This is a genomic window from Nocardioides coralli (assembly GCF_019880385.1).
Lineage (GTDB): Bacteria > Actinomycetota > Actinomycetes > Propionibacteriales > Nocardioidaceae > Nocardioides > Nocardioides coralli.
Map to the genome: position 1 here is coordinate 13,948 of NZ_CP082273.1, position 26,371 is coordinate 40,318.

The window sequence follows — 26,371 nt, forward strand, 5'->3', positions numbered from 1 at the left end:
TGCGCGATCCTAGGGACGCTCGCGGTCGTGCAGCGCCCGCACGGTGGGCGAGGTGGTCACCGCGGACGGCTGGGGGTAGGTGCCGAGCACGCGGTCGACGGTGCCCGCGGTGGCGACCCCGAACCAGTAGTGCTCGTTCTTGTAGTGGTGGAGCCGGTGGTTGCGCCACACGTGCCGGAACCAGCGACTGCGTGGACGGTAGTCGCTGTGCACCAGGTAGTGGGTCCACTCGTAGCCGAGCTTGATCGCGTAGACGCTGACCAGCAGCGTCAGCCCGCTCGTGACGGTCGGCAGCACCAGCCAGGCCAGGACGACGTAGGCCGGCAGCAGCCAGGCCAGCACCGGGGTCGGGATGAACACCAGCGGCAGGTCGCGTGGGTCGGCGTGGTGGGCACGGTGCTTGCGCGCCAGGAGCGGGTCGAGGCGCACCGGGCCGAGAGCCCGCGGCCGCCAGTGGAGCACCGCCACGTGGACCACCCACTCGATCGCCGGGAACGCGGCCAGCAGGGCGGCGGGGATCACCAGCTCCCACCACGCGCCGGCCCCGGCCAGGACGCGACCGGTGACCGCGGCGACCAGGAAGCCACCGATCAGCCACGGCGAGGGTGCCCCCCAGAAGTGGCGCCAGGCCGCACCCAGCGGCAGCGACGTACGCCGGCCGGCGGCCGCGAGACGGGCCTCGTCGGCCGCGAGCCGGCGGTTCGCGAGCTCCTCGACCTCCGGTCCGGGGCGGGTCACCGCTCCGGACCCCCGTCCTGCTGCGCGCCCGGCTGATCGGCTGGCTCCTCGTCCGGACCGGGCTCCTGGCCCGCGGCGGCCAGCGCGGCGAGCAGGCTCTCGGTCGCCGGGCGCAGCACGCGCTCCGCCGCTGCGCGCGCGGTCTCGGGGTCGCCCTCGCCGATCGCGGTGGTGAGCATCCGGTAGGCGCCCGGCTGACCGACCTCCTCGCCCATCAGGGGGGCGAGCGCGGTCAGGGCGGGCTCGTAGGCGGCACGCAGGCTGTTGAACATCAGCTGGAACACCAGGGAGTCGGCCGCCTCCACGACCCGGTCCCAGAACGCCAGCGCGTGACGCTGTCGCTCCACGTCGTCGTCGGTGGCCGCCAGCGCGTCGACGGCGTCGGTGAGGTCCGCTGCCAGCGCCGGCCCGCCGCGGCGTGCGGCCAGTGCCGCGACCGCCGGGCCGACGGCGAGCCGGGCCTCGAGGACGCTCCGGGCGACGGCCAGGTCGAGGTGGCCGCCGCGTACGAGCAGCTGCGGCAGCAGGTCGAGACCAGCGGCCCGGCGGAAGTCGCGCACGGTGGTGGCCCCGCCGTGGCGGACCTCGACCAGCCGGGTCTGCGCCATCCGTTGCAGTGCTTCGCGCACCGCCGGCCGGGACACCCCGAGCACCTCGGCGAGACGACGCTCGCTCGGCAGTGCCTCCCCGGGGGCAAGGCCCCCGTCGACCACCTCGGCGAGCATCTGGTCGAAGACCTCGTCGGGGACGGAGCGGCGGGCGACGGGGTGCAGCGGCATCCCGGGACGATAGAAGGGGTGCCGGCTGTTGGTCAAGTGGTCCGACCAATTTCGCCGGTCTAGTTGTCCACACCTGTGTATGAGATGGGGATAATTACGTGCGTGTAGTTCTCCACAGCTGTGTGCACAGCTGTGGGAAATCGGTCGGGAGCCTGAGCGTGGTCGGGCGCGGCTGATCAGGCGGGCTGATCAGGCGGGCTGCCGGCGGAACTGCCAGGCGGGGCGGTGCGGGAGGCGTCAGGCGAGAACGACGCGGGCAGCGATGCCGGCCAGGAGCACCAGCGCGGTGGCGACGAGGCCGGCGACCTGCCAGCGGCTACGACCCTCGCGGGGCGCGTACACGAGGATCATCGCGATGAGCGCCCCGCCCAGCAGCCCACCCAGGTGGCCCTGCCAGGAGATGTTGGGGAAGGTGAAGGTGATCACGCCGTTGAGCAGCAGCCAGACGCCGATCTGCGAGACGTTGCCGCCGACCTTGAGGGCGACCACGAACAACGCGCCCATCAGGCCGAAGATGGAACCGGAGGCACCGAGGGTCTGGATCTGGTCCGACGCCAGCCACAGCACCGCCACCGACCCGGCGACGCCGGAGAGCAGGTAGAGCGCCAGGAACCGGGCGCGACCGATCGCCATCTCCAGCTGCGGCCCGAGGAACCACAGCACCAACATGTTGACGCCGATGTGCCACACCTGGACGTGGGTGAAGGTCGAGGTGACCAGCTGCCACCAGGCGCCGTCGAGAACGCCGGGTACCCAGCTGCCGTTGACGGCGGAGGTGCAGACGCGCTCGCTGTCGATCTGGGGGAAGAAGCCACCGCGAGCCGCGTCGCAGCGTCCCCCGACCAGGAGGGCGAGCCAGTCGACGAGCCGGCTGGCGCTGCCACCGGTGGCGGAGATGGCGCCCCACACGGCGGCGTTGGCGGCGATCAGCGCCAGCGAGGTGGCCGCGGGGTTGCCCGAGCGCCGACCGCCGTACGCCGTGCGCCCTTGACGCGTCTGGCGTGCGCCCTCGGCGACGCAGGACGGGCACTGGTAGCCGACGGCGGCCTCGTTCATGCAGTCCGGGCAGATGGTGCGCTCGCACCGCTGGCACCGGATGTAGGACTCGCGACCGGGGTGCCGGTAGCAGGTCGGCACCCCGGTCTCGTCCGGAGCGGGCGGCATGGTCAGGAGCGGGTGACCTCGACCGACTCGATGACCACGGGCTCGACCGGGCGGTCGCCAGGGCCGGTGCTGGTGGTGGCGATCGCGTCGACGACGTCGCGCGAGGCCTGGTCGGCCACCTCACCGAAGATCGTGTGCTTGTTGTTCAGCCACGGGGTCTGACCCACGGTGATGAAGAACTGCGACCCGTTGGTGCCCGGGCCGGCGTTGGCCATCGCCAGCAGGTAGGGCTTGTCGAAGACCAGCTCGGGGTGGGGCTCGTCCTTGAAGGTGTAGCCCGGACCGCCGGTACCGGTGCCCAGCGGGCAGCCGCCCTGGATCATGAAGCCGGAGATCACCCGGTGGAAGGTCAGGCCGTCGTAGAACGGGCCGGACCGGTCGGTGCCGGCGTCGTAGTCCTTGGTGCCCTCGGCGAGACCCGTGAAGTTCGCGACGGTCTCGGGAGCATGGTTGGGGAAGAGGTCCAGGGTGATGTCGCCCCGGTTGGTCTTGAGGATCGCCTGGTCGGCCATGTGCTCGCTCTCGTCGTGGAAGACTCGTGGTCGTTCGTGCCCGTCGATCCTCCCAGATCCGCCAAGTCACCCGGACGGTGGCTGGTCCGGGTCTGGCGAACGTGGTCGAATGGGATGGATACCGACGCGAGAGGAAGATCGCCTCATGGGCATCCGAAGGAAGAAGACGCTGATCGAGCAGGCTGCCGACTATGTCGAGCAGGCGGTCGACCAGATGCGGCCCCACGTCGAGCAGGCCCTCGAGTCAGCGAGGGACCAGGCCAAGCCGCTGCTCGAGGACGCGCGCGACCGGGCGGTGCCGCTGATCCAGGACGCCCGCGACCGGGCCGTGCCCGTCATCAACGACGCCCGCGACCGGGCCCGCCCCGTCATCGCCGACGGCGCCGCGCTCGCCGCGGGGAAGGCTGCCCTCGTCGCGGAGGCAGCCTCGCAGAAGGCGGCCGAGAGCCGTGACCTCGCGGCGGCCCGGGTCGCCGAGATCAAGGGTGAGAAGCCCAAGAAGCACCGGTTCCGCAAGTTCGTGATCTTCAGTGGCCTCGCCGCCGGTGCGGCCTTCGCGGCCAGCAAGCTCAAGGCGCGGCAGGACGCCGACAACTGGCAGTCGTCCTACACGCCCGCTCCGCCGCCGCCCCCGCCGAGCCAGAGCGCCCCGGGCTCGGCCGCGGGCGACGCCGCCGACGACTCGGCCGGCTCCTCGCCCGACGAGGCGTTGGCCGACGCCGCGGAGTCGCCGCACGCCGCCACCACCCCCGACGACCCGGCCGACGAGGTCGTGGTCGAGGAGAGCGGCGGCTCCCACAAGAAGGGCTGACCAGCCACTCGCTCGTCGTCTACCGCCGGCCGGAGGAGAGATCCTCCGGCCGGTGGTGCGCCACCCACTCGTCGATCCGTTCCCACCAGCCGAAGAGCCACTCGATCCGCTCCTCCCGGCCCGCGGGTATCTCCTCGCGCGGAACCTGCCACCAGCGCATCACGATCCGCTTGTCCATGGGCAGCTCGCGCCACAGGTCGGCGACGGTCAGCACGTGGTCGAGACCGGTGTGGGCGACCAGGACCACGTCGGCGTCCGGGGCGCCGTCGAGCGCCGCGATGAATCCCCCCGGCCGTGGCGCCAGCACGTGGGTCATCGCCTCGGCCCGGCGCGCCATCCGCTCCATTCCCAGCTTGTGCAGCCGCTCGATCGCCCGCTGGCGCCGGGCGGGGGTGAAGTTGCCGCCCTCGGGGAAGATCACGAACGCGTCGTTCTCGTCCAGTCCGTGGGCGAGCTCCGTGATGTGCTGCTCGACGTCGTCCTCGCGCGGATCGATGAACCGGGCGGGGATCCGGCGGAGGATCACGTCGATCGCGGGGTCCCACGCGAGGGTGTCCTTGAGGACCACCCGCGGCTCTCGTCGGTACCAGTGCATGAGGGCGTGGATCAGCGTGAAGGAGTCGCCGGGGCCGGCGTGACGGCAGGCGACCAGGATCGGTACGCCGGGGTGGGCGTCCGGGGTCGGGCCGTCGGTCTCGATGCGCAGCGCGAGCACCCGGCGGGCCTCGTTGAAGAAGACCCACATCACGCCCTGCACCAGGTCGTAGTGGATCCCCTCGAAGTAGGGCGTCCGGATCCGGCGACCGAGGGCGGAGGAGAACCACAGCCCCCACAGCACGAGCAGCAGCACCGTCTCGCAGGTGAGGTAGAGCAGCACGACCCAGAGCAGCCGCAGCGCCCGCCAGCGGCCGGGCAGCACCGGGGAGAGGAGTGCGGCGACGATCAGCCAGACCGGGAGGCTCACCCACACCAGCGCGGTGACGACCACGACCAGCGGAGCCAGCACCACCCGGCGCAGGACGTGCGCCGCCCCCGTGCTCACACGTCCTCCAGGTAGGCCAGGCTGGCGGCGTACGTCGCCTCGATGCGCTCCTCGACCCCGCTGAAGTCGCGGGTGCCGAGCAGCGAGTCGTCGCGTCCGGAGGTCCCGCGCGCGGGGAGCACGTGGGCCTCGATCCCGTCGGGGAGCTCGGCCATCTCACGCACGAAGCGGTGGCGGCGGGCGATCTCGAAGGACACCCGCGCCACGTCCCACGGACGGCGAGGCACCCGCAGCGGTCGGTCGACCCGCCCGACCTGCAGCACGAAGACCCGGGTGGCACCCAGCGCGACGGCGCGACCGACCGGCACGGAGTTGACGATGCCGCCGTCGAGGAAGTGCTCCTCCCCGACGCGGGCGGGCGGCATCAGTCCGGGAACAGCGGCGCTGGCCATGACGGCGTCGACGAGGCGTCCCGAGGAGAACCAGTGCTCGGTGGCCCGCTCGATCGACGCCGCACACGCCTGGAAGCGCACCGGGAGCTCCTCGATGAGCTGGTCGCCGAACTCCTCCTCGAGCCGCTGGGTCATCGGCTTGGGGGAGTAGAGGTGGGTGCCGGTGGCCACGGCGCGGCGCACCGTGCGGAAGGGCCGGTCGCCGTAGACCGGCCGCCGGGCGCGGCTGACCTCCAGCCAGAGCTCGGTGAGCCGCTCCGTGACGCCGGGCGTGGGGTCGCGCGCCACCATCGCGCCGTTGAGGGCGCCGACGCTGGTGCCGAGCACCAGGTCGGGGGTGATGTCGCGCTCGAACAGGGCCCGCAGCATGCCGACCTCCACCGCGCCGAGCACGCCTCCGCCGCCGAGCACGAACGCGGTCGTCATCGAGGGGTCAGGCCCCCGAGGTGACCGAGGAGGCGAGCTCGGGGTGCTCCTGCCGGAACCGCTGGGCGACCTGGCGCTCGACCCAGAAGATCAGCAGCGGCACGAGCCCGGCCACCAGCGCCAGCCCGGTGAAGGCCAGGCTCCAGCCGGCCCGGCGGGCGAGCAGGAAGGCGACGACCACGTAGACCATGAAGACCCAGCCGTGGACGACCCACAGCACGCTGGCGGTCTCGCCGAACTCCTGCATCGCGGTGCCCTGCTGGGGGAGGTACTTCAGCGGCAGCGCGACCAGCGAGCAGAAGGCCAGCAGGACGCCCACGATCAGGGCGAGCCACCGGTAGGTGGTGAACAGCTTCTTCACGCGCTCGACTCTACTGATCGCTCGGGGCGCCGGGCCTCGTCCATCAGGTAGCGAACCCACACGAACACCGCGAACCCCCCGAACACCCACCACTCGAGGGCGTAGAAGAAGTTGCGCAGCCCGGTGAAGCGGCCGACCTCCGGGAGCTGGGCCAAGGTGGCGGCCTCCAGCCCCGGGGTGGGCTCGGCGGCGACCGCGTAGGCGCCGTAGAGGTCCCCCTCGACCCGTTGCACCAGGTCGGCGACGCGCAGCTGCGGCAGCACGTCGTCGTCGGGGTCGTCGTCGGCCGCACCCGTTCCCTCGGGTGGCTGCAGCCAGCCGGTCAGCTCGGCTGCCCCGGAGACCTCAGGAGCGGTGGGCTCCTCGGCCACGCCCCGGACCACCGGCAGCGCAACGCCGGCGCGGGCGTCGGTGAGCAACGGCGTCACGACCCAGTAGCCGGTGCCCCGCTCGACGTAGACCGTCGCGTCGGAGAGCCACTCCCCGGCCACCGTGACGGGCTGGCCGACCGAGGCGGCCGGGAAGGGCTCGTCGGGGCCGAGCACCGAGGGCAGGGCGACGGGGTCGGACCGGGTCAGGTCGAGGGCCTCGGCCTGACGCTTGCCCGACCAGGTCTCGAGCTGCCACGCGCCGAGCCAGATCCCGAGGCCGAGCAGCGCCAGCACCACCAGGTGGCCTGGCCACCAGCGGAGTGCCCAGGGGGCGGGTCGCAGCCCCGGTGAGGTCACTCCCAGCGGGTCGCGAAGGTGAAGCCGACCGCCATGAACGAGATGCCGACCACCAGGTTCCACTGGCCGAGGTCGTCCATGACGGGAACCCGCGAGACGTCGTCGCTGATGACGTAGTAGGTGCAGATCCAGATCAGGCCGACCAGGAAGCAGGTCAGCATGCCGACCACGACGCCGCGGCCACGGCCCAGCGGGGTCTTCGGGTGGGCGGACGCACCCAGGCCGAGCAGCAGCAGGCCGAAGCCGATCACGTAGTTCCAATCGCCGAGGTCGCCGAGGTAGGCGGGGCCACCGGGCTCGGCCCCGGCCTCGGCGCGGACCACCACGTAGAAGAAGGCGATCCAGGCGATGCCCAGCACCATCATCGCCACCGACACCACGAAGCGGGGGCTGAGCACCGGCCCGCCGGTGTCGAGGGAGGCGTGCTCCGTCTCGGGCTTGGACTTGGCCACCAGAACTCCTCGGTCGTACTGCACGGTCACGCCGTGTGGGCGCGGAGGCTAGCGTAGTCGCCATGACCGAGGACTCCCACGCGAGCCCCGGGACCACGCGCCGGTCCCGGGGCCCCTGGCGCGTGGGTACGCCGCTGGTGGTGCTGGCCTGCGGGGTCCTCTTCGTCACCAGCGCCGCCAACAGCGGTGGCACGGACCTGCGTCCCGGGCGCTACGCCGACCTGGCGTCCCTCGTCGCCGCGGAGAACCGCGAGTACCAACGGCTCGAGGCCCGCGTGCAGGAGGTCTCCCGCGACGTGGAGCGGTTGACCGCCCAGGTCGGCGACCCCCAGGTGCAGCAGCTGCGGCGGCAGGTCGAGCGGCTGCAGCAGCCCGCCGGCCTGCGGGCGGTCTCCGGGCCGGGCCTCACCATCACGCTCTCTGACGCACCCGAGGACGTCATCAACGCCAGCACCGGCGACCTCAACCTGCTCGTGGTGCACCAGCAGGACCTCCAGGCCGTCGCGAACGCGCTGTGGAAGGGCGGTGCGGAGGCGATGACGATCCAGGGCCGTCGCGTGGTCACCACCACCGGCATCAAGTGCGAGGGCAACGCGGTGCTGCTGCAGGGCCGCGCCTACCCCCAGCCCTACACCATCTCCGCGATCGGCAACCCCGCCGCGCTGGAGGCGGCCGTGCTCCAGGACGACTACCTCGAGGCCTACCGCGAGGACGCCGCGACCCCGGAGGTCTCGGTCGGGTGGGAGATGCAGGCCGAGTCCGAGCTCGCGATGCCGGCCTACGACGGCCTCACCAACCTCTCCCACGCCCAGCCCATCCGCTGAGCCGCCCGCGTGCGCCGGGCCGGCTCAGGGCCCGCTCAGGGGCTGGTCGGCGTCGCCGGCGAGGTGGGGTCGGTGGGTGACTCCGTCGGGCTGTCGGTCTCGGTCGGTGAGGGACTCTCGGTCGGCTCCTCGAACGCCGACACCACGATCGTGACCGTCGAGCCCTCCGGCGCGGTCTGGCCGCCGCGCGGGCTCTGCCGGATCACGGTGCCCCGTGGCTCGGAGGTGTCGGTGGACTCGACGACGTCGACCTGGAAGCCGGCCCGCTCGAGCCGGCGCTCGGCCTTCTGCTGCCGCAGGCCGACCACGTCGGGCACCTCCTCGGGACCGTCGGAGTAGTAGACCGTGACGGTGCTCCCGACGGGGACGCTGGTGCCCGGGGCCGGATCGGTCTCGACCACCTGGCCCGCGGGTTCGTCAGACGGCCGTTCCTCGACGATCACCTCGAGGTCCGCGGCCACCAGGGTCTGCCGCGCCTGCTGACGCTGCTGGCCGAGCACGAAGGGCACCTCGGTCAGCGGCTTGCCCGTCGAGATCACCAGGTCGACCGAGGTGTCGGGGTCGACGAACTGATCGGGGTTGGGGTCCTGCTCCAGCACCCGGTTGCGTCGTACCTGCTCGTCGGCGCGGAAGCTGACGTCGCCCACCTGCAGACCGGCCTCGCCGATGGCGTTGCGCGCCTGCCGCTCGCTGAGGCCGATCACGTCGGGGACGCGTTCCTGCTCGGGCGGTGACTCGAAGAGCCGTGGCAGCAGGTAGGCCGCGCCCGCGATGAGCAGCAGCACCAGCAGCCCGACCAGGAAGAGCAGCCCGGTCCGGGAGCGGCGCTGGTCGTCCTCGTCCTCCTCGGGTCGCTCGGGCGGCCCGAGCGGGACGACACCCGCGACCGTGGTGGGGTCGTCGGGCGGTGGCGGGGGCGGCGGCGCGGCGTGCACCGGGCGGCCCGCCAGGTAGCGCTCGATGTCGCTGCGCATGGCGGCCGCGGACTGGTAGCGGTCCTCGACCCGCTTGGCCAGCGCCTTCATCACGATGGCGTCGACCGCCTCGGGCAGCTCGCTGTCGAGGTGGGAGGGCGGCGTGGCCGGCTCGCGGACGTGCTGGTAGGCGACGGCCACCGGGCTGTCACCGACGAACGGCGGCCGTCCGGTGAGCAGCTCGTAGAGCAGGCAGCCCGCGGAGTAGACGTCGGAGCGGGAGTCGACGGTCTCGCCGCGCGCCTGCTCCGGGGAGAGGTACTGGGCGGTGCCGACGACAGCGGCCGTCTGCGTCATGGTGGAGGAGGCGTCGGAGATCGCCCGGGCGATGCCGAAGTCCATCACCTTGACGTCGCCGGACGGGGTCAGCATCACGTTGCCGGGCTTGATGTCGCGGTGGATGATCCCCGCGCGGTGGGAGTAGTCGAGGGCCGACAGCACGCCGCTGCTGATCTCGAGCGCACGCTCGGGGAGGATCTTGCGGCCCTCGCGGAGGATGTCGCGGAGCGTCCGCCCGGCGACGTACTCCATCACGATGTAGGGCTGGTCGATGCGCTCGCCACCGGGTCCCTCGGTCGCGGGCTCCTCGCCGGTGTCGTAGACGGCGACGATCGCCGGGTGGTTGAGGGAGGCCGAGGACTGCGCCTCGCGTCGGAACCGCGCCTGGAACGTCGCGTCGCTGGCGAGGTCGGTACGGAGTCGCTTGACCGCGACGACCCGGCCGAGCCGGGTGTCGGTGCCCTTGCGGACCTCGGCCATGCCGCCCCGGCCGAGCAGCTCGCCCAGCTCGTAGCGCCCACCGATCAGGCCGCTGGTCACTAGTCGTCCCCCTCCTCGTCGCCGGTCAGCTCCTCGATAGGACCGGCCTTGTCCCAGTACCTCACCGTGACGGTGTCACCCTCCTGCAGGCCGCTCGTCGGGTCCACCGACTCGACGGTGTCATCCTCCTGCGACCCGTCGTTGTCCAGCTTCTCCTTCTCCACCTTCAGCCCGAGGTCCTTCAGCTCCTGCTCGACGTCCTTGACGTCACGTCCGACGTAGTCGGACTCGTCGATGTCGAAGGTCTCGGGCTCGGTCGCCGTCTCGGTCGGCGGTGCCTCGCTGGTGGGCTCCGTCGCCTCGGTGGGCTCGGTGGTCTGGGTGCGGCGTGGCTGCCGCGGCTCCTGGCCGGGCTCCTCGTCGTCCCCGGCCGCCAGCGCCACGGCGACGAGGGCGATGACCGCGATGAGCGCGGCGAGGCCCAGGGCGATCCAGGCCCACGGGACGTCGCGGCGCCGACCCGGCGGGTCGGTGGGAGTCCCGAGCGTGGCGGGCGGGGGCGGCAGCGGCGGGAGGACCTGCGTGGAGGACGCCGCGGGCGGCAGCATCACCGCGGTCGCCGGGTCGCGCAGGGCACCGGCGAACGCGGTGGCGTCGACGTAGCGGTCCCCCGGTTCCTTGGCCATCGCCCGCGTCACCACCGCGGCGAGGTCGCCGGGGATGTCGTCGGGGAGCGGCGGCACCGGCTCCCTCAGGTGTGCCAGGGCCGTGGCGACCGGGGTCTCGCCGACGAACGGCCGCCGGGAGGTGAGGCACTCGAAGGCCACGACGCCCAGGGAGTAGACGTCGGAGGCGGGCGTCGCGGCGCCGCCGGAGGCCTGTTCCGGGGAGAGGTACTGGGGGGTGCCCATCACCTGACCGGTCTGGGTCAGCGCCATCCCCTCGGTCGCCCGTGCGATCCCGAAGTCGGTGATCTTCACGCGCCGGTCGCGGGTGATCAGCAGGTTGGCCGGCTTGACGTCGCGGTGGACGATCCCGGCGGCGTGGGCGGCACCGATCGCGTCGGCCGCCTGCGCCATCAGGTCGCGCGTCACCTCGGGGTCGAGCGGCTGGCCCGGGCTGATCAGGGCGGACAGCGGCTGTCCGTCGACGAGCTCCATCACGAGGTAGGGGCGCGGGGTCGCGTCGCTCGCTGCGGTCGCCTCGCCGAAGTCGTAGACGGCGGCCACCCCGGGGTGGTGGAGCGCCGCGGCGTGCTGGGCCTCGGAGGAGAAGCGCGAGCGGAAGGTGGCGTCGTCGGCGTACTCGGTCTTGAGGAGCTTGACGGCGACGTCGCGGCCCAGCCGGGTGTCGGTGGCGCGCCAGACCTCGCCCATGCCGCCGGTGGCGATCCGGGAGTCGAGCCGGTAGCGCTGGGCGTCGTCGGCGAAGCGGGGCTCCTGCTGCTGGCTCACGGCCTGATCACCGCCTCCATGACGGCCTTGGCGATCGGCCCGCCGAGGGCTCCACCGGCGATCTCGCCGCGATCGGTGCCGGGTGCGCTCTCGATCATCACCGCGACCGCGACCTGGGGGTCCTGCGCCGGCGCGAAGGAGGTGAACCAGGCGAACGGCGGGACGTCGGGCTGCCCGCTCTGCGCCGTGCCGGTCTTGCCGGCGACGTCATAGCCGGGGATGGCCGCGGCGAACGCGGTCCCCTCGGAGACGGTGGCGACCATCAGCTCGGTCAAGGCATCCGCGGTCTGCGCGGACACCGCCCGCGAGAGCTCTGTGGGCTCGGTCCGCGGGAGCACCTCGAGCTCGGGCGTCAGCACGGCGTCGACGACGTAGGGCCGCATCACGGTGCCGCCGTTGGCGATGCCGGCCGAGACCATCGCCATCTGCAGCGGGGTGGCCTGCACCTCGAACTGGCCGATGCCGGTCTGGCCGAGCTGGGCTTGGTCCATGCCGCGGGGGAAGCTCGACTCGGCCTGCGGGCCGATGTCCTCGAGGTAGTCGCTGTTGAAGCCGAAGGCCTCGGCCTGGTCGAGCATGGCGTCGGCGCCCACGTCGACGGCGAGCCGCGCGAAGGTGGTGTTGCACGACTGCGCCATCGCCTGGGCGAACGGGATCCGGTCGGTCCCGCAGTCGCGGCCCTCGTTGTCGATCAGACCGGAGTCGTCCCTCGTGAGTGGCAGCTGGTAGGTGTCACCGCCGGGGACCTGGGAGCTGGCGTCGTAGTCGAGCTCCTCCAGCGCCGCGGCCGCCGTCACCAGCTTGAACGTCGAGCCGGGCGCGAGCCGCTTCTGGATCGCGCGGTTGAGCAGGGGCTCGTCCTCACGCTGGTCGAGCTCCTGGAAGCGGCGCTGGACGGTCTCGAGGTCGTGGCCCGCGAGGTCGTTGGGGTCGAAGGTCGGGAGCGAGACCATCGCCAGGATCTTGCCGGTGCTCGGCTCGATCGCCACCACGGAGCCCTCGATGCCCTCCCCGAGGGCGGAGAGCCCCTCGAAGGCGGCGGTCTGGGCCCGCGGGTCGAGCGTCAGCTGGACGCTGCCGCCCTTGCTGGAAGCGTTGCTGAACAGGTCGACGAGCCGGGTGACGAAGAGCCGGGAGTCGTCGCCGGACAGGACGCCGTTCTGGCTCTGCTCGACCCCGGTCGCGCCGAAGAAGTTGAACCAGCCCGTGGTGTGGGCGTACTTGAGGGGCTGGGGGTACTTCCGCTGGAACTTGAACCGGTCGTCGGACGGGTCGCTCTCGGCGACGGGGGTGCGGTCGCCGAGGATGATCGAGCCGCGCTCGCTGGAGAACGCGGCGATCTGCACGCGACGGTTGCGGGGGTCGTCCTCGAGGGACCCGGCGCGCCAGTACTGCACCCAGGTGGCGTTGAGCATCAGCGCCAGGAAGAGCAGCAGGCAGAAGACGGCGATGGTGCGGATCGGCTTGTTCACGGGCGCACCGCCTTGACCACCTGGGTCGCCTCGTCGTCGTCGTCCTCGCCACCGAGCTGCGGGACGGGACGCCGGGCCTGGTCGCTGATCCGCAGCAGCAGCGCGACGATCACCCAGTTGGCGACCAGGCTCGAGCCGCCGTAGGAGAGGAACGGGGTGGTCAGGCCGGTGAGCGGGATCAGGCCCGTCACGCCTCCGATGACCACGAACACCTGCAGGGCGATGACGCCGGCGAGGCCGACGCACACCAGCTTGCCGAAGCCGTCGCGGCACACCAGGGCAGCCCGGAGCGCGCGCTCGACGATGAAGCCGTAGAGCAGCACCACCGCGATGATGCCCGTGAGCCCCAGCTCCTCGCCGATCGAGGCCACGATGAAGTCGGACTCCGCGAACGGCACGCGTTCGGGGCTGCCGTTGCCGAAACCGCGGCCGAGCAGGCCTCCCCAGGCCATCCCGAACATCGCCTCGACCGGCTGGAAGGCCTGGTCGCTGGTGCCCTCGCCGTAGTAGCGGAACGGGTCGAGCCAGATGTCGACCCGGTCGGCGACGTGGCTGAGCCTGCCGGTGGTGGAGGAGACCCAGTAGAGGATGCCGGCGCCGCCGAAGAAGATGGTGCCGCCGACGACCAGCCACCCCGGGCGCTCCGTGGCGACGTAGAGCATCGCGAGGAACAGCCCGAAGAAGAGCAGGCTGGAGCCGAGGTCGCGCTGGAAGACCAGGATGCCGAGGCTGACCAGCCACATGGCGAGGATCGGACCGAGGTCGCGGCCCCGCGGCAGGTCGACGAAGAGCAGCCGCCGGCCGGCGAGGGCGAGGGCGTCGCGGTGGAGCACCAGGTAGCCGGCGAAGGTGATCACCAGCAGCACCTTGGCGACCTCACCGGGCTGGAAGCTGAAGCCGAAGAGCCGGATCCAGATCTGGGCGCCGTTGATGGTGGCGCCCAGCCCGGGCACCAGCGGCAGCAGCAGCAGCAGGATCGCGACCAGGCCCGAGGTGTAGGTGAAGCGCTGCAGCACCCGGTGGTCGCGCAGGAAGATGAGCGTGAGGACGAACAGGACGACGCCGATGGTCATCCAGGTCAGCTGTCGGGGGGCGAACCCCGCCTCGCGGCCGGCTGCCTCGTAGGCGAGGTCGAGCCGGTGGATCATGGCCAGCCCCAGCCCGTTGAGGGCGGCGACGACCGGCAGCAGCACCGGGTCGGCGTAGGGAGCGGTGAAGCGGACCGTGACGTGGGCGGCGACGGTGAGCGCGGCCAGCCAGACGCCGTAGCCGACCATGTTGGCCGGGATGGTGCCTTCGACGCCCAGCCCGACGGCCGCGTAGGCCCCCAGCCCGACCGCGAGGGCGAGCACCAGCAGGTAGAGCTCGGCACCGCGCCGGCGGCGGTGCACGAACCCCAGGATGGTGCCGGTGGGCTGCGACATGTCAGCCCCCGGCCGATCCGTCGTCGGTGGAGACCAGGTTGTCGACCGTACGCCGGGCAGCGCCCAGGCCGGAGGCACCGATGCCCTCCTCGACCTGGCCGCGGTCGTACTCGCTCAGTCGAGCCATCTCCAGGTCTGTCACCTCGTAGGGCGAGGACAGCTCGATCCCGGGGAGGTCGGCGTCGAGGCCGCGGAAGATGGTGACCTTGCCGTCGTACTCGCTCACGTAGTACTGGCGCTGGCTCCACGCCCAGGCGGCGGCACCGGCCATCCACAGCAGGCCGACCACCACCATCAGCACGAGGATCCGGCGGACCCACCCGAAGCGGCGCGGCGCCTGCGGCGCGTAGCGCGCCTCCTCGGGGTCGATGGGGTCGGAGGGGATCGCGAACCCGATGTCGTCGGGGATCTCCGCCTTCACCGGCTCCATCTCGCCGGTGTCGCCGGAGCGGTGACCCCGGAACAGGCCGACCACGCCGCCACGCCCGCGGCGCGGCAGCTCGGCGGCGGCGCCGACGAGCATCGGCTCGACGGCGGGGTCGACCTCCCCGTCGGAGACGTCGGCGACGATGCAGGTGACGTTGTCGTTGCTGCCGGCGTCGAGGCTGGCGCGCACGAGCTCGACGGCCGCGAAGTCGGCGTTGCCGGTGCCGAGGATGTCGGTCAGCCGGTCCGCGTCGAGGACGCCGCTCGCGCCGTCGCTGCAGAACAGCAGCCGGTCGCCGGGCTGCACGTCGAGCTGGAAGAGGTCGGGCTCGAGGTCGTGGATGCCGTCGATCGCCTTGAGGATGAGGTTGCGGTGGGGGTGGACCCGCGACTCCTCCTCGGTGATCTGGCCGTCGTCGATGAGGGTCTGGACGAAGGTGTGGTCCTTGGTGAGCTGGGACAGCTCGCCGTCCCGCAGCAGGTAGGCACGACTGTCGCCGACGTGGCCCATGGCCAACCGGCTGCCGTCGAAGAGCGCGACCGTGGCGGTGGTGCTGGTGCCCGCGAGCGCGGGCTCGTCGTCGACGAGCTCACCGATCCGCACGTGGGCGCGGTGGAGGGCACCGGAGACCTGGCCGAGCAGGTCGTCCTCGTGCTCACCCTCGGCGGGGCCGTCGTCGAGGCGTCGCAGCGCGCTGATGGCGGTGCTGCTGGCGATGTCGCCGCGAGCGGCGCCGCCGACGCCGTCACAGACGGCCAGGACGTGGGGTCCGGCGTACCCGGAGTCCTGGTTGTCCTTGCGGACCCTGCCGACGTCCGAGATCGCGGCGTAGTCGAGACGCACGTCGGTTACTTCCTCAGCTCGAGGATGGTCTTGCCGATCCGGACCTGGGTCCCGAGGGTCAGCGTGGTCGGCTGGGTGATGCGGGCGCTCCCGACGTAGGTGCCGTTGGTGGAGCCGAGGTCCTCGACGAACCACTGGTCGTGGGAGGAGGCGATGCGGGCGTGGCGGGTCGAGACGTAGTCGTCGTCGAGCCGGATGGCGGCATCGGTGCCACGGCCGATGAGGATCGGGGCCTGGTCGAGGTCGGCGCGCTCACCGGCGTTGGCGCCCTCCACCACCAGGACGTGGGTGGGGCTGCCGCGGCGCTTGGGCGGCGCCTTGGCCGGCTTGGCGCGCTTGCGGGCCCGCCCGCCGCCACCGCCGCGCCCCGTGTCGGGGACCCGCGCACCGAACATGTCCGAGCGCACCACGGAGATCGCGGAGAGCACGAAGATCCACAGGATCGCCAGGTAGGCGAGGCGGATGAGGAACAGGGTCAGCTCAGACATCGGCGTCCTCGGTGACGATCCGGACGGTCAGGGTGGTGTTGCCGATCTTGACCTGGGAGCCGTGCCGCAGGCCGGTGGTGGTGATCCGGTGGCCGTCGACCAGCATCCCGTTGGTGGAGCCGAGGTCGCTGACGCGCAGCTGCAGGTGCTCGCCGGTACCGGTGACCTCGAACTCGATGTGACGACGGCTGACACCCGGGTCGTTGATGCGGATGTCGGCCTCGGTGCCGCGGCCGACCACGGTGGTGCCGGGGTGGAGCGGCTGCTCGGTGCCGTTGACCTCGACGAGGGCCGTGGCCCGGCGTACCTGGGTGTGGGTGGCGTTGCTCCGCACCCGCGCCTGCGCCTCGCTGCGGATCCGGAACCGGCCGGTCGTGAGGTCCTCGGCGGACTCGAAGCCGATGCTGATCTCGCCGGGGAAGACGTAGCCCTGGTTGTCGGCGTGCTCCTGGAGCTGGGTGCGCAGCTCGGCCTCCATCGCGGAGTCGTACGGCGCCAGCCGCTGCAGGTCGGGCTCGGAGAGCTCCACGTGGAACCGGTTGGGGACCATCCGCCGGTTGCGGGAGAGGATCTGGGCGTTGTTGTCGCACTCGCGCTGGAGCGCGGCCGCGATCTCCACGGGCTGCACCGCGCTGCGGAACGCCTTGGCGAAGGCACCGGAGATGGCCTGCTCGAGGCGTCGCTCGAAGTTCTGCAGTGCGCCCACGGATGCCTCCTTCCGCCGCGTGCCGTCGCCGCCGGACCCCCACGCCGGACGAGCCTGTCGGGAAGTGATGCTATCGGTGCCGCGCCCGCGCTCCGACGCCCGCTCGCCTCGGTTTGGGGATGATCTCGGCGCTGGGATAGCCTGAGCCCGCTTCTCGCGCGAGTGGCGGAATAGGCAGACGCGCACGGTTCAGGTCCGTGTGTCCTAACGGACGTGGGGGTTCAACTCCCCCCTCGCGCACCGACCAGCAACGACGAAGGCCGGACCCCTGCGGGTCCGGCCTTCGTCGTCCTGTACCCCTCGCCTGCCGTCGGGCGCGGCGAGGGGCGAGTCGAGGCTCAGTCGCTGTTGGGTGCCGAGGAGATGGCCTCGACCAGGTCGCCGACCTTCTCCTCGGGGAGGTTGCGGGCGATGTCTGCCTGGCTGATCATCCCGACGAGGTCGTGCCCGTCGATCACGGGCAGCCGGCGTACGCCGGCATTGCTCATGGTGGCCAGTGCCTCCTCGATGCTGTCGTCGGCACCGATGGTCACGACCTCGTCACCGGCGTAGTCCGCGACCTTCATCTCGGTGGTGTCCATGCCCTCGGCGACGCACTTCAGCACGATGTCGCGGTCGGTGATCATGCCCTTGAGCCGGTTGTCGTCCCCGCAGATGGGCAGTGCCCCGACCCCGAGCTCCCGCATCCTGCGCGCTGCCTCGGTGACGGTGTCACCCACGTCGGCGCACTCGGTCCCCTTGGTCATCACGTCGCGTGCTGTGGTCATGTCGTGCTCCTTCCGTCGTCGGGTGCGAGACCTCGTCCGTACCCGACAACGGGCACCGCACACCCCGGCAGACGGCCGCGGGGCGTTCAGGCCCGGGCGGGGGCGGGAGCGGTGCTGTCGCGGACGACGAGCTCGGTGGGGAGCACCACCCGGTCCTCCGACGGTGCCTCCTCTGCCATCAGGGACAGCAGGGCCCGGACGGCGAGCCGGCCCTTCTCGGCGATCGGCTGGCGCACGGTGGTGAGAGCGGGCCGCATGCTGGTGGCGAGCGGGCTGTCGTCGAAGCCGACCACCGAGAGGTCCTCGGGCACGCGGAGCCCCAGGGACTCGCCGGCCCTGATCGCCTGCACCGCGAAGCCGTCGGAGAAGCAGACCAGGCCGGTGGGCCGGTCGGGTCGGTCCAGCAGGCCGAGGGCGGCCTGGTACGCCGCACCGTCGGGTCGGAACGCCGCCAGCGCGGTCACCGGCTCGACCCCCGCGGCGACCAGGGCGTCGCGCCAGCCGCGGTTGCGCTCGGCGGCGGGTGGGTTCGAGACCGCCTCGAGGTGCTCCGGGTCGGCTGCCGGGGCGGCGTCGGGCTGCAGGTTGACGATGCCGACGCGCTGGTGGCCGAGGTCGACCAGGTGCTGGGCCGCCGCGCGAGCCCCAGCCCGGTCGTCGACGTTGACGCTCGGCGTGCCTGCCATCGTCTCCTGGTCCACGGTCACCAGCGGCAGCCCGCGCTTGACCAGCCAGGCGACGTCCGGGGAGTCCTTCTGGCACACGTAGACCAAGGCGCCGTCCACCGGGACGTCGCGCGCCGGGACGAGATCACCCTCGCCACCGGCGGTGATGAGGGTCATCGACAGGCTGCGCGCCGACAGCTCGTCGGCCACCGCGGCGAGGAAGCCGGTCGCGGTGACGTCGCGGAACGCCTCGCCGAGCCGGTCGGTCAGCAGCAGGCCCACGGTGCCGGTGCGACCGCGGGCCAGCGCCCGGGCGGAGGGGTCCGGGCCGACGTACCCGAGCTCCTCGGCGACGGCCAGGATCCGCTGGCGCAGCTCCGCGGACAGCTTCTCCGGACGCGAGAAGGCGTTGGACACCGTCATCCGGCTGACGCCGACGCGGTCCGCGATCGACTGCAGGGTCACCGGGGTGCGCACACCCCGATCATGCCCGGCAGGCGGCGTCGGGGACCGGGGTGGGCTCGACCCAGGCGGCGACCCGCTGGAGGGCACCGGCGAGGGCGGTCCGGCTCCGGTCGAGCGGACGGGTGCGTGACGCCGGCGTGATGACGGGGGCATCGGGACGGGCGCTGGTCACCTCGGCGAGGGTCAGCCGGGTGGCGAGGTCGAGGGCGACGGGCTCGAAGTTCATGGGTACCTCCTGATTGGTGTACCGGTAAACTAGCAGGGTGGGGTTTACCGGTCAACTGGCCACGTGCGGCGGGTCCCGCGCGCGTCAGCTGGTGGGGGAGGGCTCCTCGGTGATCTCCACGTCCTCGGAGCACTGCGAGGCCAGCTCGCGGGTCTCCCGGTCGAGCTCCTCGAGCTGGTTGAGCAGGTCGACGAGCTCGCGGGGACGGAAGTCGCGCAGCGAGACCGCGACGTCGTCGAGCAGTCGCGTCGCCTCCTGCAGCGTCTCCGCCGCTCGCTCACACGCCCCGGGCACCGTCACGACGGTGTCGCCGCCGCTGTCCTCGGGACCTGCGGGGGAGCTCGACGAGTCGTCCGGCTCGGCGACGGGATCCGCACCCGTGTCGAGGGCCAGCACCGCCCCCGCACCGAGGGCGATACCGATCAGGAACGTGAGGGCCGGGAGGACCACCGGCCCATAGCGGCGCCATGCGCCGTCCTGCGTGCGAGTGCTGCTGACGTCCGGGTCCTGATCAGACATGCCGCCTCCCTCGTGTCGAGCCCAGCGTCCGGCTCCTCCCAGTCCATCCCATCTTCCGCGCCAGCGCGACCCCGAGAGGGTGGACCGCGGGTCGGCCACCTCTGGTAGGAACGGGGAGTGGCCGCCAGCCCTCGTTTGCAGGTGAACCAGACGACGGCGCGCACGCTCGACGGAGCAGTGCTGTTCTGGTGCGTGCTGTGGTGCGTCCTGGGCGTGTGGACCGGGGTCACGTTGTGGCAGGCCGCCGACGTCGGCGAGACGATCAGCTCCTCGGGCCGCTCCCTGACCAAGGTCGGCGAAGGGCTGCAGGGACTGTCCGACATCCCGGTCATCGGCGAGGGGCCGGGGGAGGTGGGTGCCGAGGTGGCCGGCACCGGCGCCGAGATCACCGATCGCGGGGCCGAGGTGCAGGGGCAGCTGCGACTGCTCGGGATCTTCATCGGCGTCGCGGTGGTCGGGATCCCCGTCACGCCGGTCCTCGGGTTGTACCTCCCCCTGCGCGTACGCCGCGCCCGCGAGGTCGCCCTCGTGCGGCGTCAGCTGGAGGAGCACGGTGACGACCCGGGCTTCGACCGCCACCTGGCCGACCGGGCGAGGCTGGTGCTGACCTACGACGAGGTGGCCCGGCTCGACTCCGACCGGGCGCTCGCCGACGCCGAGCTCGCGCGCCTCGGCCTCGCGCGCCGACGCTGACCGACGCCCATGAGTGACCCGGCGGCCACCCCGGTACGACGGCCGCCGCCGAGCCTGCGGATCGCCCGCGCCCTGGTGTCGGGACGGTGGGTGGTGATCGGTCTGTGGGCGGTCATCACCGTGGGCTGCCTGGTCTTCCTGCCCTCCCCGACCGGGGGTGGTGGCGGGCTCCGTGGCCTCCTGTCCGGTGACTCGCCCGCGGTCGCGACCGAGCTGCGCTCCGTCGAGCTGTTCGGGTTCCCGCTCATCTCGCGCACCGTGGTGGTGCAGCGCGACGAGGACGGCATCTCTCCCTACGCGCAGGCCCGCACCGTGGTCCGTGCGGTGGCCGTGGACCGGGGCCAGGCCGGCGATGTCGCTCCCGTCGTCGGGGCTCTCCCGCTCACCAACACCCTCGGCCTGTTCCCCGGCGCCCGCGAGGCCGACACCACGTCCCTGACCTACCTGCTCTTCCCGGCGGAGACCCCCTTCTGGGCGCGGACGCGGGCGGCCCAGCGGTACGCCGAACGGTTCTTCGACCCCGAGCGCGACCACGTCGTCGGGGTGACCGGGTCTGCCCCGGCCCGGAGCTCGCAAGGAGCGATCATCCGGGACGCCCTGCCCACGGTGGAGACGATCACGGTGATCGCGATCGCCGTGATCGTGGGCGTCGCCTTCCGGTCCGTCGTCGCCCCGCTGCTCGCGCTCGGCACGGCGGGGGTGTCGCTCGTGATCACCCTGCGGCTGTCGGCGTACCTCGCCGACCGCTTCGACCTCGCCAGCCCCGACGAGCTGGAACCTGTGGTCGTCGCACTGCTGCTGGGTGTGGTGACCGACTACGTCATCTTCTTCTGCAGCTCCATGCGCGAGCTGGCGACGACCACCTCGCGGGGTGTGGCCGCGGAGGGCCACCGGGTGGCCACCGCTGCCACCGTCGCGGCCATCGCGCGGTCCGGGCCGATCGTCGCGGTCGCCGGGCTCGCGGTCGCGGCCGGGACGGCCACCCTCCTGGCCGCCGAGTCGCCGTTCTTCCGCGCGCTCGGACCGGCGCTGGCCTTCACCGTCCTCGTCGGTCTCGTCGTGGCGGTCACGCTCGTGCCCGCGGTGCTCGCCGTCCTCGGCGACCGTGTCTTCTGGCCCAGCCGCCGCGAGGTGCCGGCTCGCGCGCCGCGGTGGCGCGCACTGCTGCGCGTGGTCCCCTCCGCGTGGCCGCGCCCGGTGGTGGAACGGGTGACCGCCAGCCGTCGCGGTGCCGCCGTGGTGCTCGTGGTCACCATCGCGGGCCTCGCGTCGGCGGCGAGCCTGGTGCTGCGGCTCGACCTGGGGGTCTCCTTCGTCGGCGCCCTGCCGCCCGAGGAGCCCGTGCGCGCGACGGCGGCCAGCGCCCAGGCGGGCTTCGCCGACGGGATCCTGTCGCCGACCGTGCTTCTCCTCGAGGGCGAGGACGTGGCCGACGAGCGTCGGGCCCTGCGTCGGCTCGGCGAGTCGCTGTCGGCCGTGCCGGGGGTGGCCGGGGTCCTCGGCCCGGGCTCGCAGCCGCGGCCGGTCGAGCGCCGGGTGCTGACGACGGCGGACGGGGATGCAGCCCGCTACCTGGTCATCCTCGACGACGACCCCCTCGGGGCGGCCTCGATCCGGACGGTCAACCGGATCCGCGACCAGCTCCCGGAGCTGACGGCGCAGGCGGGGGTCGGTGGCGTCTCGGCCAGCCTGGCCGGCGACAGCGGCACCGCGGCGTTCGTCGTCGAGCAGACCCAGGACGACCTGGTGCGCATCGCGGTGGCGGCCGTGGTGGCCAACCTCCTGATGCTGCTGGTGTTCCTGCGCGCGCTCGTGGCGTCGGTGTGCCTGCTGGCCACGACGCTGCTCTCGCTCGGGGCGACGCTGGGGCTCACCGGCGCGCTCTTCGAGCGGGTGGCTCCCGACCAGGGGCTGACCTTCTACGTGCCCTTCGCGGCGGCGGTCCTGCTGCTGGCGTTCGGCTCCGACTACAACATCTTCACCGTCGGGCACGTCTGGAACGGAGCCCGTGGCCGCACGATGCGCGCCGCGATCCGGACGGTGCTGCCGCCGGCGGTCGGGGCCGTCTTCACGGCGGGCCTGGCCCTGGGTGGCAGCTTCGCGCTGCTGTCGCTGGTGCCCTTGACCCCGTTCCGGCAGCTCGCCTTCGCCGTCGGTCTGGGGATCGTGATCGAGATCCTCGTCGTCCGGCTGCTCGTGCTGCCGGCGCTCCTGACGCTGCTGGGTCCGTGGGCGGCCTGGCCGGGCGGTCGCTTCGGGTCACGCCAGCGCGAGCACGGCCCGGAGCCGCGACCAGCGGCGTCCTGAGGTCCCGGCTACTTCTCCTTGGGCGGGAACGTCGCCACGTGGTCGCGCGCGCGGTCGACCCAGGCGACGGCGTCGGTGTCGGCCATGCCCTCGGGCAGCGAGAGGTAGCCGCCCATCGGTCGCTCCTCGGGTCCGAACGGCCCGGTGCCGGGGACGGCGGAGAGCTCCGCCGCTCCGGTCTCGTCGAGCTTGACGCCCACCGCCGACCCGAAGAGGCCGGCGAACATGTTGCCGTGGACGAACGCGCCGAGCTGGCCGAACATCGGCTTGACCTCGACGCCCGGCACCGGGGTCACCAGCGACCGGAACCGGTCCTTGTCGGCGTCGCTCGCCTTCGGCATCTTCACCGGTCGCTCACATCCCCGGCACGGCCTGGGCCTCGTGGACCTCGATCTCGCACCCGCCCGGCATGGTCAGGTGGGGGTGGATCTTGGCCAGCTCGACCGCGGCCTCGAGGTCGTCGGCCTCGATGATGGTGTAGCCCGCGACCTCGCGGTCGCTGGCCGAGGTCCCGTCGGGGGTCACGCGGGTGCCCTGGGCCAGCGGGGTCCCGAAGTCGACCATGCCGCTGCCGACCTTGTCGCCCCAGTCGCTCCACTCCTTCATCACCGCCTGCATCTCCTCCTCGCTCGGTGGCGTCGCGTCGGCAGGGGTCATCGGGGCGTGGTAGATGAACACGTACTTCGTCATGGTGCTGCTCCTTCTCTCGGTGTGGTTCCGTCAGGTGGCGGGGGTCGGGGTCCGGCCGGCGTACGCCGCCAGCCGGTCGAGGGCACCGGCGTCGTGGTCGGGCAGCACCTCGTCGGCGAACGAGGAGCCGCGACCGCCCGGGACGACGCCCTCGGCGAGCCCGGCGACGTAGGCCACCAGCTCGTCGGAGGCGTGGATCTCCTTGCCGCTGCCCTGGGCCAGGTCCCAGGCGTGGAGCAGCAGCTCCACGGGGAGGATCGAGGCCGCGAAGGACGCCGGCAGCTCCGTGCCGGAGGGCAGGGTCACGCTCCCCTCGGTGCCGCGGGCCTTCCACGCGTCGACGGCCTGCATGCCGAGGTCGGCGAGCCGCGGTTCCGGGGCCCGGTCGGGAGTGTCGGAGAGCTCGGCGCCGGCCATCGCGCCGAGCTGCTGCAGCGAGGCGGCGAGGTGCTCCACGAGGTCGTGGCAGGTGAAGTCGGCGCAGGGCGTCTGCTTGTCGCGGTCGTCCGTGGTGAGGCGGCCGGCCACGCCCTGCAGCGTCGCGAGCGCAGCGTCGGCGGCCGTGACCTCGGTGAACTCGCGCGGGGTTGCGGCCCACTCGTCGGCGCCGGCGTCGCCGTCGGCGGCGACCTGCTCGAGGCGGCCGAGGTAGTGGTGCCAGCCCTCGGCGTGGGCGGTCGCCTGCTCGTCGGTGAGGAAGCCGGTGTGGCTCAGGGTCAGCTCGGTGCCCCCGTCGGTGGGGGTCAGGGTGATCGTCACCGTGGAGGTGTCGGCGGGCAGGTCGTCCGAGCCGTCCCAGCCCCAGCCGAGGACCACCCGCTGGCCGGGCTCGATCTCACGGAAGGTGCCGACGGCGGTGTGGCCGGGGACGATCGTCCAGCGGTAGTCGCCCCCCACCCGGAGGTCGACGCGGGCGGAGATGGCGTGCCAGCGCCGGAGCCGCTCGGGCTCGGTGACGAGGGCGAAGGCCTCCTCGGGGGTGACGGGCAGGGTCACGGTCTTGGTGAAGGTGGGTGACATCAGGCTTCCTTGCGGGCGTTGAGGGCGTGTGCGTCGGCCACGAGCTGGTCGAGCTCGCTGGTCCAGAACCGGTCGATCTCGGCCTGGAGCTCCTGGAGACCGGTGGGCACCACCCGGTAGATCCGGTTGCGGCCGACCTTCTCCGCCTCGACGAGGCCCACCGATGCCAGCAGCAGGAGGTGCTGCGAGACGGCCGACCGGGTCGAGGTGAACTCCGCAGCGATCTCGCTGACGGTGCGTGGTCGCGACGCGAGCAGCTGCAGCATGCGTCGCCGACTCGGCTCGGCGGCAGCGGACAGCGCGTCGGTCATGCCAGATACGTTAGTCGTCACTAACGCATTCTGGCAAGCGCGGGCCGGCCGAATTGGCGCCTGGAAAGTCCCTTGACCTCAAGTGAACTTGAACAGGCACCCTGCTCGGGTGACGATCTCCATGACCACCACCACGACCTCCGGGCTCGACCTGCACGGCTACCTCGAGCGGACCGGAGCGACCGCGGAACCGCCGTCGCTCGCGGCCCTCGGGCGGTTGCAGGCCGCCCACGTCCGCACCTTCCCGTTCGAGCACGTCGACGTGCTGCTCGACCAGCACCCGGGCGTCACCCTGGCGGCGATCCAGGAGAAGTTCCTGCGCCGCGGGCGCGGCGGCTACTGCTTCGAGCACGCCACGCTGTTCCACGCCGTGGTCCGTGAGCTGGGGTACGACGCGGAGCTGCGGCTGGCCCGGGTGGGCGACCCGTCGGTCGCGCCCCGCACGCACCTCGGCGTCGTCGTGACCGTGGACGGGGTCCGGCACCTCTCCGACCCCGGCATCGGCATCCCGCCGCTGGCGCCCGTCCCGCTCGCCGACGGCGCCCGCCTCGACGGCGGGATCTGGGCCCACCGCGTGCAGCGCGTGGCCGAGGGGCCGAGCGGCCCGGGCTGGCAGCTGTGGCGCGAGCGGGCGGCCGGGTGGGAGCTCATGCACACCACCGACGAGCTGCCGGTGCGCGCGGTCGACGTAGCCATGGGGCACCACTGGACCAGCACCGCCCCGACGTCCCACTTCCGGCGTACCTTCCTGGTCGGCCGGCACGGCGTCGCCCCGGACGGCACCCCCACCCAGACGACGGTCACGCTCGAGGGCGTCACCGAGCGTCGCGCGGGTACGCCGTCCACGCACCGGCCGCTCGACCTGGCCGAGCTTCCTGCGTTGCTCGAGGACCTCGGCGTCCGCCTCTCCCGCGAGGAGCTGCGGGGGCTCGTCGGCAGGTTGCGGGAGCTCTCAGCGTGAGGTCAGCTGCTGGATCGCCCAGGTGTTGCCGTCGGGGTCGGCCAGGTGGACGAAGCGTCCCCACGGCTGGTCGTCGACCTCGCTGACCTCGATCCCGCGCGCGACGAGCTCGGCGTGCACGGCGTCGGCGTCGGCCACGACCAGCTGCAGGTTGTCCAGCGAGCCCGGCGGCAGGGTGGTCAGGCCGCGGCCGAAGGCGATGGAGCACGCCGACCCCGGCGGCGTCATCTGCACGAATCGCACCTCGTCGCTGACGGTGTGGTCGTGGTCCTCGACGAACCCGACCGCGCGGTAGAACTCCTTGGCCCGGTCGACGTCGACGACGGGCACCATCACCAGCTCCAGCCTCATGTCCATGACACGACGCTAGGAGTGATTGCGGTCAGGTCCTGACCGCTCCGAGAGCCGTCGGGTCAGCCCTGGATCGGGATCCGGAGCCGCCACCCGACGTGGATCAGGTCCGGGTCCTCGATCCGGGGGTTGGCGCGCACGACCTGGTTGACCGTCACCCGCGTGAAGTCGCGCACCGATCGGACGATGCCGGTCAGCGTGTCGCCACGCTGCACGCGGTAGAGCAGGAAGCCACGCGACTTCGGGAAGCAGATCACCTCCACCTCGCGGGTGTTGAAGCCCGGCCGGGGACCCTCGTCCGGCAGCCCCGGGTTGTCCCCGAAGACCTGCACCGTCAGCCGGGTCCCGGCGCGCGGCGGGTCCGGTACCCGCACGCGGGTCGAGAAGTCGCCGATGCCGATGCCCCCGGCACTGGACTGAGCGGAGTCGCGGGCCAGCACCCGGCCCCGCGGCCCGAGCACCCGGATCCCGATCGTCCCCTCGAACCCGGCGCCGATGCCGGCGACCACGAACCGGTCCCCGACGACGTCGTTGGTGCGGGGCTGACGCACCCGCACGTCCGTGATGATTCCCATGAGCACCCCCCCGATGCGATGGTCGCCACGCGTCGTGGCCACCTC

Annotated in this window: 31 protein-coding genes and 1 tRNA gene; 6 read left to right on the forward strand and 26 right to left on the reverse strand. The window is 72.5% G+C overall.

Translation table 11 applies throughout. From position 1 onward, the window contains the following. Positions 1-9: 9 nt before the first annotated feature. From K6T13_RS00070 to K6T13_RS00085, 4 genes are all read right to left on the reverse strand, one after another. Positions 10-738 (reverse strand): sterol desaturase family protein, encoded by a 729-nt coding sequence (locus K6T13_RS00070; RefSeq protein WP_222895764.1) that lies wholly within the window; start codon positions 736-738, stop codon positions 10-12. Beyond that, positions 735-1,517, reverse strand: a complete 783-nt coding sequence (locus K6T13_RS00075) for a FadR/GntR family transcriptional regulator (RefSeq protein WP_222895765.1) — start codon at positions 1,515-1,517, stop codon at positions 735-737. The genes K6T13_RS00070 and K6T13_RS00075 overlap by 4 nt, the downstream gene beginning before the upstream one ends. Positions 1,518-1,754: 237 nt before the next feature. After that, complete coding sequence (locus tag K6T13_RS00080) at positions 1,755-2,681, reverse strand: rhomboid family intramembrane serine protease (protein WP_249423856.1); 927 nt, start codon at positions 2,679-2,681, stop codon at positions 1,755-1,757. A gap of 2 nt (positions 2,682-2,683) precedes the next feature. Further along, the gene (locus K6T13_RS00085) at positions 2,684-3,193 is read right to left on the reverse strand and encodes a peptidylprolyl isomerase (protein WP_222895766.1); all 510 of its coding nucleotides are present in this window, start codon (positions 3,191-3,193) and stop codon (positions 2,684-2,686) included. 145 nt (positions 3,194-3,338) lie between these two features. Between K6T13_RS00085 and K6T13_RS00090 the strand changes: the two genes are divergently transcribed. Continuing rightward, complete coding sequence (locus K6T13_RS00090) at positions 3,339-4,004, forward strand: hypothetical protein (protein ID WP_222895767.1); 666 nt, start codon at positions 3,339-3,341, stop codon at positions 4,002-4,004. A gap of 19 nt (positions 4,005-4,023) precedes the next feature. Here the strand turns inward: K6T13_RS00090 and K6T13_RS00095 are convergent, their stop codons facing one another. Genes K6T13_RS00095 through K6T13_RS00115 form a run of 5 tightly spaced genes read right to left on the reverse strand, consistent with a single transcriptional unit; the run spans position 4,024 to position 7,405 of the window. After that, the gene (locus K6T13_RS00095; RefSeq protein ID WP_222895768.1) at positions 4,024-5,046 is read right to left on the reverse strand and encodes a 1-acyl-sn-glycerol-3-phosphate acyltransferase; all 1,023 of its coding nucleotides are present in this window, start codon (positions 5,044-5,046) and stop codon (positions 4,024-4,026) included. Then, positions 5,043-5,864, reverse strand: a complete 822-nt coding sequence (locus tag K6T13_RS00100; protein ID WP_222895769.1) for a patatin-like phospholipase family protein — start codon at positions 5,862-5,864, stop codon at positions 5,043-5,045. The genes K6T13_RS00095 and K6T13_RS00100 overlap by 4 nt, the downstream gene beginning before the upstream one ends. A gap of 7 nt (positions 5,865-5,871) precedes the next feature. Then, positions 5,872-6,225: a DUF3817 domain-containing protein gene (locus K6T13_RS00105; protein ID WP_222895770.1), complete on the reverse strand. Its 354-nt coding sequence runs from the start codon at positions 6,223-6,225 to the stop codon at positions 5,872-5,874. Further along, positions 6,222-6,953 (reverse strand): SURF1 family protein, encoded by a 732-nt coding sequence (locus tag K6T13_RS00110; RefSeq protein ID WP_222895771.1) that lies wholly within the window; start codon positions 6,951-6,953, stop codon positions 6,222-6,224. Before K6T13_RS00110 ends, K6T13_RS00105 begins: the two co-directional genes overlap by 4 nt. Next, the gene (locus tag K6T13_RS00115; RefSeq protein ID WP_249423857.1) at positions 6,950-7,405 is read right to left on the reverse strand and encodes a cell division protein CrgA; all 456 of its coding nucleotides are present in this window, start codon (positions 7,403-7,405) and stop codon (positions 6,950-6,952) included. Before K6T13_RS00115 ends, K6T13_RS00110 begins: the two co-directional genes overlap by 4 nt. A 62-nt stretch (positions 7,406-7,467) precedes the next feature. On the opposite strand from K6T13_RS00115, the gene K6T13_RS00120 reads away from it, so the two are divergent. Further along, positions 7,468-8,229: a DUF881 domain-containing protein gene (locus K6T13_RS00120; RefSeq protein ID WP_222895772.1), complete on the forward strand. Its 762-nt coding sequence runs from the start codon at positions 7,468-7,470 to the stop codon at positions 8,227-8,229. A 35-nt stretch (positions 8,230-8,264) separates the two neighbouring features. On the opposite strand, the gene pknB is transcribed toward K6T13_RS00120, so the two are convergent. From pknB to K6T13_RS00155, 7 genes are read right to left on the reverse strand one after another with little or no spacing between them, the layout of a single operon-like run. Beyond that, on the reverse strand, positions 8,265-9,962 hold the full coding sequence (gene pknB, locus K6T13_RS00125) for a Stk1 family PASTA domain-containing Ser/Thr kinase (RefSeq protein ID WP_249424062.1): 1,698 nt from the start codon (positions 9,960-9,962) through the stop codon (positions 8,265-8,267). Between the two features lie 59 nt (positions 9,963-10,021). Then, positions 10,022-11,416 (reverse strand): protein kinase domain-containing protein, encoded by a 1,395-nt coding sequence (locus K6T13_RS00130; RefSeq protein WP_222895774.1) that lies wholly within the window; start codon positions 11,414-11,416, stop codon positions 10,022-10,024. After that, positions 11,413-12,888, reverse strand: coding sequence for a peptidoglycan D,D-transpeptidase FtsI family protein (locus K6T13_RS00135; RefSeq protein WP_222895776.1), 1,476 nt, complete (start codon positions 12,886-12,888; stop codon positions 11,413-11,415). Before K6T13_RS00135 ends, K6T13_RS00130 begins: the two co-directional genes overlap by 4 nt. Continuing rightward, positions 12,885-14,312, reverse strand: coding sequence for an FtsW/RodA/SpoVE family cell cycle protein (locus tag K6T13_RS00140; protein WP_222895777.1), 1,428 nt, complete (start codon positions 14,310-14,312; stop codon positions 12,885-12,887). Before K6T13_RS00140 ends, K6T13_RS00135 begins: the two co-directional genes overlap by 4 nt. 1 nt (position 14,313) lies before the next feature. Further along, positions 14,314-15,582, reverse strand: coding sequence for a PP2C family protein-serine/threonine phosphatase (locus K6T13_RS00145; protein ID WP_222895778.1), 1,269 nt, complete (start codon positions 15,580-15,582; stop codon positions 14,314-14,316). A 5-nt stretch (positions 15,583-15,587) separates the two neighbouring features. Continuing rightward, positions 15,588-16,070: an FHA domain-containing protein FhaB/FipA gene (locus K6T13_RS00150; RefSeq protein ID WP_222895779.1), complete on the reverse strand. Its 483-nt coding sequence runs from the start codon at positions 16,068-16,070 to the stop codon at positions 15,588-15,590. Beyond that, positions 16,063-16,776, reverse strand: a complete 714-nt coding sequence (locus tag K6T13_RS00155; protein ID WP_222895780.1) for an FHA domain-containing protein — start codon at positions 16,774-16,776, stop codon at positions 16,063-16,065. The genes K6T13_RS00150 and K6T13_RS00155 overlap by 8 nt, the downstream gene beginning before the upstream one ends. A gap of 156 nt (positions 16,777-16,932) precedes the next feature. Between K6T13_RS00155 and K6T13_RS00160 the strand changes: the two genes are divergently transcribed. Further along, positions 16,933-17,016: transfer RNA gene (locus K6T13_RS00160), tRNA-Leu, on the forward strand. A gap of 98 nt (positions 17,017-17,114) precedes the next feature. On the opposite strand, the gene K6T13_RS00165 is transcribed toward K6T13_RS00160, so the two are convergent. The 4 genes from K6T13_RS00165 to K6T13_RS00175 form a co-directional block, all read right to left on the reverse strand. Next, entirely contained in the window at positions 17,115-17,543 is a 429-nt protein-coding gene (locus tag K6T13_RS00165) for a CBS domain-containing protein (protein ID WP_222895781.1), read from the reverse strand. An 86-nt stretch (positions 17,544-17,629) separates the two neighbouring features. Next, a complete protein-coding gene (locus K6T13_RS00170) occupies positions 17,630-18,685 on the reverse strand; it encodes a LacI family DNA-binding transcriptional regulator (protein ID WP_249423858.1) in 1,056 nt (351 codons plus the stop codon). Positions 18,686-18,692: 7 nt separating this feature from the next. Next, positions 18,693-18,899 carry a hypothetical protein gene (locus K6T13_RS17335; RefSeq protein ID WP_249423859.1) on the reverse strand — a complete coding sequence of 69 codons (207 nt, stop codon included), beginning with the start codon at positions 18,897-18,899 and terminating at the stop codon, positions 18,693-18,695. Between the two features lie 84 nt (positions 18,900-18,983). Beyond that, positions 18,984-19,418, reverse strand: a complete 435-nt coding sequence (locus K6T13_RS00175) for a hypothetical protein (protein WP_222895784.1) — start codon at positions 19,416-19,418, stop codon at positions 18,984-18,986. A 141-nt stretch (positions 19,419-19,559) separates the two neighbouring features. On the opposite strand from K6T13_RS00175, the gene K6T13_RS00180 reads away from it, so the two are divergent. Then, positions 19,560-20,111, forward strand: coding sequence for a hypothetical protein (locus K6T13_RS00180; protein WP_222895785.1), 552 nt, complete (start codon positions 19,560-19,562; stop codon positions 20,109-20,111). Positions 20,112-20,120: 9 nt separating this feature from the next. Further along, a complete protein-coding gene (locus K6T13_RS00185) occupies positions 20,121-22,418 on the forward strand; it encodes an MMPL family transporter (RefSeq protein WP_222895786.1) in 2,298 nt (765 codons plus the stop codon). 8 nt (positions 22,419-22,426) lie between these two features. Here the strand turns inward: K6T13_RS00185 and K6T13_RS00190 are convergent, their stop codons facing one another. The 4 genes from K6T13_RS00190 to K6T13_RS00205 are packed head-to-tail and all read right to left on the reverse strand — an operon-like array spanning position 22,427 to position 24,439. Further along, positions 22,427-22,759, reverse strand: a complete 333-nt coding sequence (locus K6T13_RS00190; RefSeq protein ID WP_249424063.1) for a TfoX/Sxy family protein — start codon at positions 22,757-22,759, stop codon at positions 22,427-22,429. Positions 22,760-22,772: 13 nt separating this feature from the next. After that, complete coding sequence (locus K6T13_RS00195) at positions 22,773-23,108, reverse strand: YciI family protein (RefSeq protein WP_222895788.1); 336 nt, start codon at positions 23,106-23,108, stop codon at positions 22,773-22,775. Between the two features lie 30 nt (positions 23,109-23,138). Beyond that, positions 23,139-24,128: a TIGR03086 family metal-binding protein gene (locus K6T13_RS00200; protein ID WP_222895789.1), complete on the reverse strand. Its 990-nt coding sequence runs from the start codon at positions 24,126-24,128 to the stop codon at positions 23,139-23,141. Beyond that, positions 24,128-24,439 (reverse strand): ArsR/SmtB family transcription factor, encoded by a 312-nt coding sequence (locus K6T13_RS00205; protein ID WP_222895790.1) that lies wholly within the window; start codon positions 24,437-24,439, stop codon positions 24,128-24,130. Before K6T13_RS00205 ends, K6T13_RS00200 begins: the two co-directional genes overlap by 1 nt. A 109-nt stretch (positions 24,440-24,548) precedes the next feature. On the opposite strand from K6T13_RS00205, the gene K6T13_RS00210 reads away from it, so the two are divergent. Beyond that, entirely contained in the window at positions 24,549-25,400 is an 852-nt protein-coding gene (locus K6T13_RS00210) for an arylamine N-acetyltransferase family protein (RefSeq protein ID WP_249423860.1), read from the forward strand. Here K6T13_RS00210 and K6T13_RS00215 read toward each other — a convergent pair. Together K6T13_RS00215 and K6T13_RS00220 are read right to left on the reverse strand one after the other, a co-directional pair. Further along, positions 25,392-25,757 carry a VOC family protein gene (locus K6T13_RS00215; RefSeq protein ID WP_222895792.1) on the reverse strand — a complete coding sequence of 122 codons (366 nt, stop codon included), beginning with the start codon at positions 25,755-25,757 and terminating at the stop codon, positions 25,392-25,394. The two genes, K6T13_RS00210 and K6T13_RS00215, sit on opposite strands and share 9 nt — an antisense overlap. Positions 25,758-25,813: 56 nt before the next feature. Beyond that, positions 25,814-26,326 (reverse strand): LysM peptidoglycan-binding domain-containing protein, encoded by a 513-nt coding sequence (locus K6T13_RS00220; protein ID WP_222895793.1) that lies wholly within the window; start codon positions 26,324-26,326, stop codon positions 25,814-25,816. Positions 26,327-26,371 lie beyond the last annotated feature (45 nt).